The organism is Moraxella sp. FZLJ2109 (assembly GCF_024296965.1).
In the GTDB taxonomy this organism is placed as follows: domain Bacteria; phylum Pseudomonadota; class Gammaproteobacteria; order Pseudomonadales; family Moraxellaceae; genus Moraxella.
Genome location: NZ_CP101112.1, coordinates 1129786 through 1144148 on the forward strand (window position 1 = coordinate 1129786; position 14363 = coordinate 1144148).

Below are 14363 nucleotides of genomic sequence, written 5' to 3' on the forward strand. Positions count from 1 at the left end.
CTTGCTAAGTTAGGAAAAAGTTATGCGTGCCACGGCACTCAATGGCTATGTGCTACACAGTCGGGCTTATCAAGAAAAACGGGCGATCTACCAGTTTTTCAGTCATGAGCATGGCGTGGTGCATGGCGTGGGTACGCGTGGCTTGCCTTTATTTAGCCCTGTGTGGCTTTTGGCGACGGGCAATCACGCCCTAAAAAGCTTTAGTCAGCCAAGCTTAGGATTTGCCAGTGAATTTGTCGATGCGATGGCATTGCCTGCCGTGCCGACAGGATTTGGGGTGATCAAAGGGCGTGTGCGCTATGCGCTGCTTTATATGAATGAAGTTTTGACGCGGCTTTTGGCAGCAGAAAATCCATGTCCCATGCTGTGGCAGACTTACCATCATAAATTGGCAAAATTACAAAGCCTTGATCTACTTAATCTACCGCAGAGTGATGAATTTGTTGCCACTTGTGTGTATCTGCGTGCCTTTGAGCGTGTGATTTTCGCTGAACTTGGCGTGGCATTGGATTTTGTTACCGATGGCACAGGCGCGCTGATTACTGCTGATGGCGTGTATCGCTTCGTGCCGCAGATGGGTTTTTTGCCTGATCGGGCAGAGCTGATTAATGATGCCAAATTGACCACCAAAGTCAGTCGCCACCGCTACAGCGGCGATGAGCTGATGCAGATGGGGGCTGCGCTCGATGTCGATGATGAGCAGGCGGCGGTATTGCCATTTTTGGAGCAGTTCAATCAGCTGCAGCGGCAACTGATGGATAGCCTACTGGATTATAAGCCTTTGCACAGCCGCACATTGTGGCAACAAAGCTTACGCTATGGTTAAATAATCTAAATTGATTGATGCTATAAATTTTATTAAAACATAAAGGAAAAGCCATGAATACACCATTATTGGGCGTCAATATCGACCACATCGCCACCTTGCGAAATGCACGCGGCGTGGGCTATCCTTGCCCGATTGCAGGCGCGCTGATTTGTGAGCAGGCGGGCGCAGAAGGCATCACCTTGCATCTGCGCGAAGACCGTCGCCACATTCGCGATGCTGATGTCTATGAGATGGCAAAACGCCTAACCACGCGCATGAATCTTGAGATGGCGGTCACCGATGAGATGCTTGCCATCGCGCTGGATGTGCGTCCTGCATGGGTGTGCCTTGTCCCAGAAAAGCGCCAAGAGCTGACCACAGAAGGCGGTCTGGACATTGCCAATTTGCCAAATCTGGGTGAGTTTATCGCTAGGCTACAGGCAGCGGGCATTTTGGTGTCGCTGTTTATCGATCCTGATTTGCACCAAATCGACACCGCAATCGCGCTCAAAGCCGATGCCATCGAGCTGCACACAGGTACTTATGCGCACGCCACTTTGGATCGTGATGCCGCCAAGACCCAAGAAGAATTGGCACGCATCAAGGTAGCGGTCGCTCATGCCAAGGCAAATTCTGATCTTCTGGTCAATGCAGGGCATGGTTTGACGCGAGACAATGTCGCTGCCATCGCGCAGATTGATGGCATTCATGAGCTGAACATCGGCCATGCGCTGATTGCTGATGCGGTATTTATGGGCTTAGACAGTGCAGTCAAGGCGATGAAGCAGGCGTTTGCCAATCCTGTATAAATATTGAACACTTTGTATCTTGGGCAGTTTGAGCAAAAATGCTACAAAATATGTCAAACCCCACTAAGATTGTTCAAATTCTGTACAAACGCGCCGTTACATCGTAAAAATTGGTAATTTTTATGTAATAATGTGTATCAATCAGCAAAAAAAAGGTTGTAAAATATCACATTTGCGGTTAAGCTTTACCCATCGGTCTTGGTCTATACGATGTCAAGGTGATGCAAGTGCAAAAATATCGTTAAGATATGTTTGGCAGTTGGGGATCTTTGTGCTAAAATAGACCGTAGTAATGTTATGTTACACTTTTTTCAAAAAACCCAACCATTCCTTTGGAGGAATTTATGAAACTGAACAAAATCGCTCTAGCGGTTCTTGCTGCTGCAGTTGCTCCAGTTGCTGCGCAAGCTGGCGTTACTGTAACTCCACTAGTCGGTGCACACATCACTAACATGGCTGATGATGAGCAACGCGAAGTACTTCGTACTGGTAAGCAACTAAACAACAACTATGTGAATCAATCACATGTCACTAACCCAAAAAATGGCGGCGTTGCTAAAGAAAGCAGCCTATACGCGGGTGCAGCAGTTGGTATCGAACTAACGCCATCTACTCAATTCCAAGTAGAATACGGCGTATCTAACGCAAATGGTGAAGCTTCTGAATACTCAGCAAAAAAAGGCGAGAACCGCTTTGATGTTGAGCAAGAAATGATCACTGGTAACTTCCTAGTTGGTCTAGAACAAATCACTGGCTACAACGCTGACAACAAATTCAAGCCATATGCATTGATCGGTGCTGGTCGTTCTAAGATCGAAGTTGAAGCACAAGAGCAATATGTAGCTGACGACAGCAACGCTCAAGGCATCAAAGCTGGTCAAACAGTTAAAGCTGGTCAACAAGTTGCACAATCAAAAGACACCATCGGTAATGTTGGTCTAGGTGCTCGCTACCTAATCAATGATGCACTAGCACTACGCGGTGAAGCTCGTGGTATCTACAACTTCGATAACAGCTGGTGGGAAGCTCTAGCTCTAGCTGGTCTAGAAGTTACTCTAGGTGGTCGTCTAGCTCCTGCAGTTGCTGCACCTGCATTGGTTGAGCCAACTGTAATCGCTGACACTACTGCTGACGCTGACCAAGACGGTGTACCTGATCACCTAGACGCTTGCCCAGGCACTCCAGTAAATGTTGTTGTTGATGAGCGCGGCTGCCCAGTAGATGTAGATGTTCGTGAAGACCTACGCCTAGAACTACGCGTATTCTTCGACTACGACAAATCAGCGGTTAAACCACAATACCGTGAAGAAATCGCTAAAGTAGCAGAAAAAATGCGTGAATTCCCGAATGCAACTGCACAAATCGAAGGTCACGCTTCTAAAGATTCAGCACGCTCAAATGCGCGTTACAACCAACGCCTATCTGAAGCTCGTGCGAACGCAATCAAAGCAGTTCTATCTAACGAGTTCGGCATTGCTCCAAACCGTCTAAGCGCTGTTGGTTATGGCTTCGATCGTCCGATCGCTCCAAACACCACTGACGAAGGTAAAGCAATGAACCGTCGTGTAGAAGCGGTTATCTCTGGTAGCAAAGTAACTACCGTTCCACAAACTAAAGATATGCAAGTTCAATAATCTTTAGATTGATTGGATCAATCAAGAACCATCCCATCGGGGTGGTTCTTTTTTATTATGGGGTGTGTGATTGGTGTGATGATGGCAAATGTTGGTTTAATTTACCCTAAATATATGCTATAATAAACGGTTTTTTATGAATTATAGTCTGCTAACTTTGAAATAATGCTTAAGCTAAGGCGCTCATAGTGCCGCATATACAGCTTCGCTCGATTTGCTTGTTTTATTTCAAATTTGTTTGGCTATATCACAAATTTCTCCTAGGCATTGATATGATGCATATCGGTGCGCTCCTTAAGTTAAATTGAGATTTTATGTCAGACACTATCAAAAATTTGCGCAACATCGCAATCATCGCCCATGTTGACCATGGTAAAACCACTCTTGTTGATAAGCTGCTACAGCAATCAGGTGCATTGGGCGATCGCTCAGGCGAGATTGAGCGCGTAATGGACTCAAACGCTTTGGAATCAGAGCGTGGCATCACCATCCTTGCCAAGAACACCGCCATCAAATGGACAGACAAGCGCACCAATACCGAATACCGCATTAACATCGTCGATACCCCAGGCCACGCCGACTTCGGTGGCGAAGTGGAGCGCGTGATGTCGATGGTGGACTGCGTGCTATTGCTTGTCGATTCACAAGAAGGCCCGATGCCACAGACGCGCTTTGTAACCCAAAAAGCTTTCGCGCGTGGTCTAAAACCGATTGTCATCATCAATAAAATTGACAAACCAGCAGCGCGTGCTGATTGGGTGATTGACCAAGTATTTGATCTGTTTGATAGCCTAGGCGCGACCGATGAGCAGTTGGATTTCCCAATCGTCTATGCATCAGGCATTAACGGTATCGCAGGTCTTGAGCCTGATAACTTGGCATCAGACATGACGCCACTGTTTGAGACCATCGTTGATATCGTTGAGCCGCCAAAGGTCGATGTCGATGGCCCATTCCAAATGCAGATCTCAAGCCTTGACTACAACAGCTTCGTGGGCGTCATCGGTGTTGGTCGTATCCAGCGCGGTTCGGTCAAAACCAATACGCCAGTGACTGTGATCGATAAAGATGGTAATAAGCGCAATGGCCGTATCCTAAAAATCATGGGCTATCATGGCCTTGAGCGTGTGGATGTTGATTTTGCACAAGCGGGCGATATCGTCTGTGTGACAGGTCTTGATGCGCTGAACATCTCAGACACCATCTGCGATCCACAAAATGTCGAAGCACTGCCTGCGCTGTCTGTCGATGAGCCGACTGTCTCGATGACCTTCCAAGTGAATGATTCACCATTTGCTGGTAAAGAAGGTAAATTTGTCACTTCGCGCAATATCCGTGAGCGTCTGGATCGTGAACTAATTCACAATGTTGCCTTGCGCGTCGAAGATACCGACAGTCCAGAGAAGTTCAAAGTCTCTGGTCGTGGTGAGCTGCATTTATCAGTATTGATTGAGAATATGCGCCGCGAAGGCTTTGAGCTGGGTGTATCGCGTCCGCAAGTGATCATGAAAGAGATCGACGGCGTGATGTGTGAGCCATACGAAAATGTCACTTTCGATGTCGAAGAACAGCACCAAGGCGCGGTAATGCAAGAGATGGGCAACCGTAAGGGCGATTTGACCAATATGGAAGTCGATGGCAAAGGCCGTATCCGCATCGAAGCGACTGTGCCATCGCGTGGCTTGATCGGTTTCCGTTCAGCGTTCTTGACCATGACATCAGGCACGGGCATCATGACTTCAAGCTTCAGCCACTATGGTCCGACCAAAGGCGGTAGCGTCGCAGGTCGCCAAAATGGTGTCTTAATCTCGATGGTGACAGGTACTTGCCTAGCTTATGCGCTATTTAGCTTACAAGAGCGTGGCCGTCTGTTTGCCAAGCCGCAGCTGGAAGTCTATGAAGGCATGATCGTCGGTATCAACTCACGCTCAGATGACATGGTGGTAAACCCAACCAAAGCCAAGCAGCTGACCAACATCCGCGCGTCAGGCTCAGACGATGCGATCATTCTAACCCCTGCACTAGAATATACCCTTGAGCAGGCGCTAGAATTCATCGAAGATGATGAGCTGGTAGAAGTCACGCCACAATCAATCCGTATCCGCAAACGCTACTTGACCGAAAACGAGCGTAAACGCCTAGGTCGCAAAAAAGACTAAACACCGTATCCGACGAAGGTAGTATTGTTTTTTAACATAAGATAACAAAGCTACCATCATTTGATACAGTTTGGTTGTTTGGTTGTGTTAAAATTGCACAACTTTTAAGCGTTATGCTGACAGATTGACAAGTTGTACAGTTTATACAATAAAGTACCTAAACAGATTGCTTAGGTACTTTATTATTAATATCAAGTTAAGAGAGTATTTACCATGAGCATGGTTCAAGAGTTTAAAGAGTTTGCCCTAAAAGGCAATGTGATGGATTTGGCAGTCGGTGTGATCATCGGTGCAGCATTTGGCAAGATCACCACTTCATTGGTTGAAGACATCATCATGCCGATCGTATCATTCATCGTCGGCGGTGAGATCGATTTCAAAAATATGTACATCCTATTGGGCGATGCGCCAGCGGGCGTAGCGAATAATTACGACGCACTAAAAGAAGCGGGCGCGCCAATGCTTGCCTATGGTAGCTTCATCACCGTGGTGATCAACTTCATCATCCTAGCGTTCATCATCTTTATGATGGTCAAAGGCATGAACAAGCTGCGCAAAGCTGAAGCGGCTGAAGAAGCACCAGCTGAACCATCAGAAGAAGTACTGCTACTGCGCGAAATCAGTGCCAAGCTTGGCGAGCGCAAATAATCGCTTGACGATACAAACCATCAACACTCGATAGATATGCTATCGGGTGTTTTTTATTACTGATAATCAGCGTGCAAAATCATGACCCATTGGTCATCTTTGGGCAAGTCAGATTGTCACAGCCTTGTGGTATAGTAGCCTGCAAGCGATCATTGATCAAAACGACTTTATCAAAACATCCATCAAGGAGCTTTTATGATTTTTCAAGGAAATAAAATCTGGGTTGATTTTATCGATCAGGCCGCAGGCATTGTCGAGTTTTGTTATGATGCCAAAGATGGCAGCGTCAATAAATTTGACCGTGCGACCAGTGAAGAATATGCCCAAGTGGTTGAGCTGCTAAAAGCGCGCGATGATATCAAGGGCTTGGTTTTGACATCGGGTAAAAAAGTCTTCATCGCAGGGGCGGACATCACCGAGTTTGTTGAATATTTTGAATGGCCACAAGACAAGCTAGAATCATGGCTGTATGATTTTAACCAAGTCTTTAGCGGCTTTGAAGATTTGCCATTCCCAAAAGTTGCAGCGATCAATGGCGCGGCATTGGGCGGCGGCTGTGAGATGACCTTGGTCTGCGAATACCGCGTGATGGGCACATCAGGTCAGATTGGTCTGCCTGAGACCAAGCTTGGCATCTTCCCTGGTTGGGGCGGTACGGTGCGTGGTGCGCGTTTGATCGGCGTGGATAATATCCTAGAAGCGGTATCGACGGGTAAATTTTATAAGCCTGAAGAAGCCTTGAAAGTCGGCTTGGTCGATGCGGTGGTGGCAGATGATGCACTGCGCGAGTCGGCGATTGACCTTGTAAAAAAATGCATCGCAGGCGAGATCAATTGGCAAGCCAAACGCCAAGAAAAACTTGAGCCAGTGAAGCTTAATCAGCTTGAACAAGCGATGAGCATCAATACGGGTAAGGGCATGATTTTTGCTAAGGCAAATCCAAAGCAGTATCCTGCGATTGCGCTTGCGGTCGAAGCGATCGAAAAACACATCAATCTGCCACGCGATGCAGCGATCAAGGTAGAAGTAGCAGGCTTTGCCAAAGCAGCCAAGACACCGCAAGCAGCGGCTTTGGTGGGCTTGTTCTTAAATGATCAATTGGTGAAAAAACTTGCCGGCAAGCACAGTCAAGATGCGCACGAGATCAGCGAAGCGGCGGTACTGGGCGCAGGCATCATGGGCGGTGGTATTGCTTATCAAGCCGCGAGCAAAGGCTTGCCGATCATCATGAAAGACATCAAGTCAGAGCAGCTTGAGCTTGGTATGAATGAAGCGACCAAGCTGCTATCTAAGCAAGTGGAGCGCGGTAAATTCACCCCTGCCAAGATGGGTGAGACCCTATCTCGCATTCGCCCGACGCTCAACTACGGCGATTTTGGTGAGACTGACATCGTCATCGAAGCCGTGGTCGAAAATCCAAAGGTTAAAGAAGCGGTGCTTGCCGAAGTCGAAAGCTTGGTCAAAGAAGATGCCATCTTGGCATCGAACACTTCGACCATCTCAATCACGCGCCTTGCCAAAGCATTAAAACGCCCAGAAAACTTCGTCGGTATGCATTTTTTTAACCCTGTGCATCGTATGCCACTTGTGGAAGTCATCCGTGGCGAGCAGACGAGCGAAAAAGCCATCGCGACCACGGTTGCTTTGGCACAAAAAATGGGCAAAACCCCAGTCGTGGTCAATGACTGCCCAGGTTTCTTGGTGAATCGCGTGCTGTTCCCATACTTTGGCGCGTTTGATTTGCTGCTCAAAGAGGGCGTGGACTTTGTACAGATGGATAAGGCGATGGAGCGTTTCGGCTGGCCGATGGGCCCTGCTTATCTGATCGATGTCGTCGGTCTGGATACAGGCGTGCATGGCGCTGAAGTGATGGCAGAAGGTTTCCCTGATCGCATGAAGCCTGATTATAAAGGCGGCATCAAGCATCTGTTTGAAAACAATCGCTTGGGTCAGAAAAACGGTGTTGGTTTTTATAAATACGAAATGGACAAAAAAGGCAAACCGAAAAAACTTGCCGATGATGCCACTTATGAGCTATTAAAAGCGGTTCAAACCGACAGCCGCAGCGTCGATGATCAAGAAATCGTTAATCGTATGATGATCGCATTTTGTAACGAGACCGTGCGCTGCTTAGAAGACAACATCGTCGCATCAGCAGGCGAAGCGGACATGGCGATGATCATGGGCGTAGGTTTCCCACCGTTCCGCGGCGGTCCTTGTCGTTATATCGACCAAATCGGCGTGGCGAACTATGTCGAGCTGTGCAATAAATACGCGCATCTTGGCAAGGCGTACGAAGCACCAGCCAAACTGGTTGAGATGGCACAAGCTGGCAAGACATTTTACTAATTGATAACAAGGGATATTACAATGACAGTATTAAGTCCAAAAGATGTGGTGATCGTCGATGGCGTGCGTAGCGCGATGGGCAAGACCAAAAATGGTATGTTTCGCAATGTGCGCGCTGATGACTTGTCAGCGGCACTGATTCGTGCGCTGATTGAGCGCAATGACATTGATCCTGCGATTTTAGAAGATGTGATTTGGGGCTGTGTGAACCAAACGCTAGAGCAGGGCATGAACATCGGCCGTAATGCCGCGCTGATCGCAGGCGTGCCAAAATCAGTCGCCGCCCAAACCGTGAACCGTCTGTGTGGCTCATCGATGCAAGCACTGCACACGGCAGCGGCACAGATCATGACCAATCAAGGCGATGTGTTCATCATCGGTGGCGTTGAGCATATGGGTCATGTGGCGATGACGCACGGCATTGACCTGAACCTAAAAGCATCTAAGCACTATGCGCGCGCGTCAAACATGATGGGCTTGACTGCAGAAATGCTGGGTCGCCTAAACGGCATCACTCGAGAAGAGCAAGATCAGTTTGGTGTCAATTCGCACAAAAAAGCATGGGTGGCAACCACCGAAGGGCGATTTGCCAATGAAATCGTCGGTATCGAAGGGCATGATGCTGATGGTAATCTGCAGCTATGCACCGTCGATGAAGTCATCCGCCCTGATGCCAATATCGAAGCTTTCCAAGCACTAAAACCTGTCTTCGATCCAAAAGGCGGCACGGTCACCGCAGGCACTTCATCAGCGCTGTCAGATGGTGCATCAGCGATGTTGGTGATGAGTGCAGCCAAAGCCAAAGCACTGGGTCTAAAACCACGCGCGCGCATTCGTGCGATGGCGGTCGCAGGCTGTGATGCTGCGATCATGGGCTATGGTCCTGTGCCAGCGACCCAAAAAGCATTAAAACGCGCAGGCTTGCAGCTGTCTGACATTCAGACCATCGAGCTGAACGAAGCCTTTGCCGCTCAGGGCTTGGCGGTGCTAAAAGGCTTAGATCTGCTAGACAAGCAAGATATCGTCAATCACAACGGTGGTGCGATCGCGCTGGGTCATCCACTGGGCTGCTCGGGTGCTCGTATCACCACGACGCTACTGAATGTCATGGAGCAACAAGACACCCAAATCGGTCTTGCCACCATGTGTATCGGTCTGGGTCAAGGTATCGCCACGATCATTGAGCGTGTGTGATGGATTGACCGTATTTACAACGCCAAACCCAATTGTGTACAATGCAATTGGGTTTTTTGTTGGGTGGCAAATGGTGGGTGTAAATCCGATGTTGTCCAATCGATCATTGGTTATGGGATTAGTGGTAAGGTGCATACCACGCACCATAAATCTGTTCCAATGGTGCGTTGTATGCACCCTACGCACTATGATTGTCAGAAAGTGAAAGTAGGCAATCAAGAAATCCAAATTTGCCAACCTAAAAAATAGTGGATTTTTTATGAAAAAACAAATCTCTTTTAATCCCTATTCCCAAGAAATGCTACCAGGGGGATTTAAATACCCAAAAAGCTATCTTAACTTATCCAAAGACACATCCACGATCAACTGGGACAGCGAATTTATGTTTCCTTGGTGGTTTGAGGACTGTCAAGAAGAGCTGACAGAAGTAATGAACATTCATCAAGAGCTTGCCAAGTTAAATAATTTAATCCCTTTTGCTAGAAACGGAGATTGGGCTGCTTGCTTTAATGCCAATGACATTTCAGGTAGTCCCCAAGTCATTGTTGTTGATTTAGGTAACCCTAAATATGTTAGCTATTGCGATAATTTTGATAAATGGCTAGAAATGGCAGAACAAAATGGCTGGACATAACAAACAAACCCCTTTTTAATTAAGTGGTAAGGTACGTGCACCGCACCATAAATCTGTTTCAATGGTGCGTTGTATGCACCCTACGCACTGGTTATGAGATAGACAGAAGTTGGTAATCTTTGATAAATTTATCATTGATTTTGATAGTATTAAGGAAATTAAGTGATGTTATCAATTACTAAAGTAATAACCATGGGTGTATTTCAAAATGGAGATGTTTTTGAATATGAGGTACATCCAAATTCATCTATTGAAAGCATTAAAATATTAAACGATTATGTCTTGAAGAAAAAAATTCCAGTAGTAGACAGCAGGATAAAAATAATTTATACCAATGGCTCTGAATATATCCTACCAATATCTGACAATATATCCCCTTTGAAGAGCGGTAAAGAATTCTTGGTTATCTTTGATAAAGAACCTAGTTGTTTTAGTCAAATCAAAGAACCTCCTTGGTACTTCCCACCACCCAACAATGCCGCCATCTATTATTCAGATGGCACTTTAAAACATCAACTTATTAGTCCGATTCAAGATGATGGTTGGTATATTGATAGAACTTGGTATATGGACTACCCTGAAGGCACTTGGCGAAGTAAATACAATGGTTTTGGTTTTATTATTGCTAATGATAGTAGATACCCACAAGGCGTATTTTGTTTATATAATGGAACGCCAAACTTGGTTTTAACTGGTTATGAGATAGACAGAAGTCGGTAATCTTTGATAAATTTATCATTGACTTTGATAGTGGTAGGACGCATACCACGCACCATAAATCCAAACCGTTTCTAATTTCCTTGATTGTTTTATTGGTGGAAAGCGTGTTACCTGCATTATTTTAATTCAACAAAAACGGTCAATATACCATTGACCGTTGTTTGAAATAAGCAAAGCATTATTGAGTGTTGTCCACATAGTGATATTGTGCGGTGGCGATGGCTTGTTTGATGGCATCGATTTGGGCATCGGTGGCGGTTTTGCCAGCTTGAATCAGTGCGGTACGACCTGTGGTATCAAATACCGCAACCTTTGATAAATCAGGGGCGATCACCACATCGCTTGCGGCGATATCGGCAGGATTTGCCTTAAGATTTGCACCCACTTGACCAAATAGTTGCCAAAACTCACTGGCATTGCTTGGCAGGCGAGTCGGCAGCTCTTTGGGCAGTTCGATCTCTTGCTTGGCAGGCAAAGTCTTTATCATATTACCAAAAATATCCCCCAAAGGCAGCTCGAACGGCAAGCCCTTGCTCACTTCATTCATCTTGGCAATGTCGATTGGAATATTCACCGACTGCTCACCCCATTTGATGCCGACGCCTGTGTCATCGCGCGTGATGCCGACAGTGTTTGGCTTGGCGGTGGTTGTGTTGGCTTGGCTGTCTGCTTCATCGGCGGTGACAGGCTTTGCCATCAGATCCACCGAGATCACCACATCCGCACCAAGGCTGCGCGCGATGCGTGCAGGCAGTAGGGCAGACTGTGAGCCGTCGATGTATTTGTGACCGCCGTTTTCGGGGATGCGTGGCGGGATAAATAGATTCGGCACACTTGATGATGCTTGTACTGCAAGCCCTGCTTCCCCTTGACGAAAGGCAACCGCTTGCTTTGAGTGCATTTCGGTCGCGACAGCGGCAAAGCGGATGGGAAACTGCTCAATCGGTCTTCGATTGACGCGCGCATTGATGTAATCGCGCAGGCGAGAGCCATCGATGAAGCCTTGTTTGGATGGTGTGATGTTGATCAAATCGCGCTCATTGAGCGTGGTTGCGATGTCGTGCAAGTGCTGCGGTGACATACCGCTGGCATACAGTGAGCCGACCATTGCGCCTGCACTGGTGCCGACGATGAGATCTGGGCGAATGCCATGCGCTTCGAGCGATTCGATGACACCCACATGGGCAAAGCCACGCGCGCCACCGCCGCCCAAGACCAATGCCACCACAGGGCGATCATCATTGGCAGCAGGCGTGCTGGTTTTGGTCGTGGTAGGGGCGTTGGTCGCACACGCGCTCAAGGCAAGCGCAGCGGCAGCAAGTGGCATCAGGCGTGTCATCATGGCAATATCCTTGTTCACTGGATGAAATTGGCAAAAGATGCTGCCAATATAGCACAGTTTTTGTGTGTAAATTTTGAGATTTACGCGCATTGTGTACCAAATTTGTAGCCTTGCGCTGCTCCATTCACCATCTATCTGCCGCCTGTTTGCACCCTTAATGCCAAAAAGCGATTTACTTTGTACAAAATGGTATTTTCGATTTTGGTGGCAAAATGATACTTTGTTGCCATACCAAATGCCATGCAAAGTTATCACAAAACTTGCCATAAAAAAGCCACCGCAAGGGAGCAGATAATGATTACAAAGCCACAATTTTGGCAAATCCCCACGCCAAGCGAAGCGGATTTTACTGCCTTAGAAGATAAAATTAGTACACTAAAACATCGCCTAACTGAAATCATCGCCAAGCATGATATGGTCAAATTTGCATCATCTTTGGCAGTTGAAGACATGGTAATTACAGACGCATTGGCAAATCTTAACGCCAAAGTTGAAGTCTTTACCCTTGAGACAGGGCGTCTGAATGCTGAAACGCTGGCTTTGATTGATGTGGTCAAAACTTGCTATCCAGACCTAAATTTTAAGCTGTATCATCCCATCGATACGGCAGTCGATGAGTATGTCAAAACACAGGGTCTCAATGCCTTTTATGACAGTGTCGATGCGCGCAAACAATGCTGTTTTATCCGCAAAGTTGAGCCATTAAACCGAGCATTGGCAGATGCTGATGCATGGCTAACAGGACAACGCCGTGAACAGTCAGTCACCCGCACGGATTTACCCTTTGAAGAGCATGATGATGGTCGTAATATTGCTAAATATAATCCGATTTATGACTGGTCAGAAATCGATGTTTGGGCATATATTTTAAAGTTTAACATTCCATTTAATGAATTATACCGTCAAGGTTATCCAAGCATTGGCTGTGAGCCATGCACCATGCCTGTCAAAGAAGGTGAAGACATTCGCTCTGGGCGTTGGTGGTGGGAAAACCGAGATAGTAAAGAATGTGGTTTGCACAAATAATTATTTTCTTGTTAAATTGTCCAATGGCGTCGCAAAACTTGCTGATCAAGCCTTGAATAATTTAACGCAGAAAAATTTAGAAAAATGCGGAAAAATCCCAGTTTAAGTTTTAAGAGTTAATATGTAAGATAAACTACCGTTGTTTACAGTATTAAGGTAAAATACTGCAAATGAACATTCATAAAAATACACGATTGCTTCCCTACCAACGGGAAGCCATTTGGACTGCTTATCACAAGAACAGGCAGTCAGTTACTTCACTAGCATTGGAGTACAAAGTATCAAGACCTACCATTTACAAAGTCTTAAAACTTGCTCGTGTTAAGCTACTCAAGCCCCAAGCCAGTACCAACAATCGCTTTAAACAAGCCAAATATGGTATTAAACGCCTTGCTAAAGTTGAACAATCCATACAGGATAAGCTCAAAAAGCAAGCCAAGCGATACAATAAGTCCTATCCTGGTGAGATGGTGCATGTGGACACCAAACGCCTGCCCTTGCTCAAAGGACAAAATGCCAACAGTCCTAGAGAATATCTATTTGTTGCCATAGATGACTATTCTCGCGAATTGTATGCTGACATCATGCCGGATAAAACAGCCTTTAGTGCAACACAGTTTCTTGTAGAACAAGTGATAGAGCCATGCCCCTACAAAATTGATGTGATTTATTCTGACAATGGCACAGAATATAAAGGCACAAAAGACCATGAATTTTCTCAAGCCTGCTATCAAAACAACATCAATCAAAAATTTACCAAAGTAGGTAGGCCACAAACCAACGGCAAAGCTGAAAGGGTCATACGAACATTAATGGAGCTTTGGCATGATAAACATGAATTTGTCAGCAGTGAGCATAGAAAGCAAGAATTAACCAGATTTCTTAATTTCTACAACACTGTTAGACCGCACTCATCTTTAAGTAAGAAAGATGAGACTACTGGCAAGACTTTAACTTTTACTCCTTATGAGTGGTTAGAGTTTTATTTTAAGCAAAGTGTAAATAACGCTTGAGTTTCTTACAGTTAATAAAATTAGGTA

The 14363-nt window shown here is 46.2% G+C and carries 12 protein-coding genes; 11 read left to right on the plus strand and 1 reads right to left on the minus strand.

Features of this window, described 5'->3' with window-relative positions; all coding sequences use genetic code 11:
* The first annotated feature begins 22 nt into the window (after positions 1-22).
* The 9 genes from NKU06_RS05135 to NKU06_RS05175 all read left to right on the plus strand — a co-directional run bounded on the left by NKU06_RS05135 (position 23) and on the right by NKU06_RS05175 (position 10955).
* Positions 23-826, plus strand: coding sequence for a DNA repair protein RecO (locus NKU06_RS05135; RefSeq protein ID WP_254729231.1), 804 nt, complete (start codon positions 23-25; stop codon positions 824-826).
* A gap of 53 nt (positions 827-879) precedes the next feature.
* Complete coding sequence (locus NKU06_RS05140) at positions 880-1617, plus strand: pyridoxine 5'-phosphate synthase (RefSeq protein WP_254729233.1); 738 nt, start codon at positions 880-882, stop codon at positions 1615-1617.
* A gap of 344 nt (positions 1618-1961) precedes the next feature.
* Positions 1962-3251: an OmpA family protein gene (locus tag NKU06_RS05145; RefSeq protein WP_253224466.1), complete on the plus strand. Its 1290-nt coding sequence runs from the start codon at positions 1962-1964 to the stop codon at positions 3249-3251.
* Positions 3252-3565: 314 nt separating this feature from the next.
* Positions 3566-5410 (plus strand): translational GTPase TypA, encoded by a 1845-nt coding sequence (gene typA, locus NKU06_RS05150; protein WP_253224465.1) that lies wholly within the window; start codon positions 3566-3568, stop codon positions 5408-5410.
* 213 nt (positions 5411-5623) lie between these two features.
* Positions 5624-6058: a large conductance mechanosensitive channel protein MscL gene (mscL, locus tag NKU06_RS05155; protein WP_253224464.1), complete on the plus strand. Its 435-nt coding sequence runs from the start codon at positions 5624-5626 to the stop codon at positions 6056-6058.
* 195 nt (positions 6059-6253) lie between these two features.
* Positions 6254-8407, plus strand: a complete 2154-nt coding sequence (gene fadB, locus NKU06_RS05160) for a fatty acid oxidation complex subunit alpha FadB (RefSeq protein ID WP_254729235.1) — start codon at positions 6254-6256, stop codon at positions 8405-8407.
* 21 nt (positions 8408-8428) lie between these two features.
* Positions 8429-9601 carry an acetyl-CoA C-acyltransferase FadA gene (fadA, locus tag NKU06_RS05165; RefSeq protein ID WP_254729237.1) on the plus strand — a complete coding sequence of 391 codons (1173 nt, stop codon included), beginning with the start codon at positions 8429-8431 and terminating at the stop codon, positions 9599-9601.
* Positions 9602-9860: 259 nt separating this feature from the next.
* On the plus strand, positions 9861-10235 hold the full coding sequence (locus tag NKU06_RS05170; protein ID WP_254729239.1) for an SMI1/KNR4 family protein: 375 nt from the start codon (positions 9861-9863) through the stop codon (positions 10233-10235).
* 165 nt (positions 10236-10400) lie between these two features.
* A complete protein-coding gene (locus NKU06_RS05175; RefSeq protein WP_254729241.1) occupies positions 10401-10955 on the plus strand; it encodes a hypothetical protein in 555 nt (184 codons plus the stop codon).
* A 178-nt stretch (positions 10956-11133) separates the two neighbouring features.
* On the opposite strand, the gene NKU06_RS05180 is transcribed toward NKU06_RS05175, so the two are convergent.
* Entirely contained in the window at positions 11134-12297 is a 1164-nt protein-coding gene (locus NKU06_RS05180; RefSeq protein WP_254729243.1) for a patatin-like phospholipase family protein, read from the minus strand.
* A gap of 294 nt (positions 12298-12591) precedes the next feature.
* Here NKU06_RS05180 and NKU06_RS05185 point away from each other — a divergent pair, with 294 nt between their 5' ends.
* Entirely contained in the window at positions 12592-13323 is a 732-nt protein-coding gene (locus NKU06_RS05185; protein WP_254729245.1) for a phosphoadenylyl-sulfate reductase, read from the plus strand.
* A 170-nt stretch (positions 13324-13493) separates the two neighbouring features.
* The gene (locus NKU06_RS05190; protein WP_254729032.1) at positions 13494-14336 is read left to right on the plus strand and encodes an integrase core domain-containing protein; all 843 of its coding nucleotides are present in this window, start codon (positions 13494-13496) and stop codon (positions 14334-14336) included.
* The last annotated feature ends 27 nt before the right edge of the window (positions 14337-14363 follow it).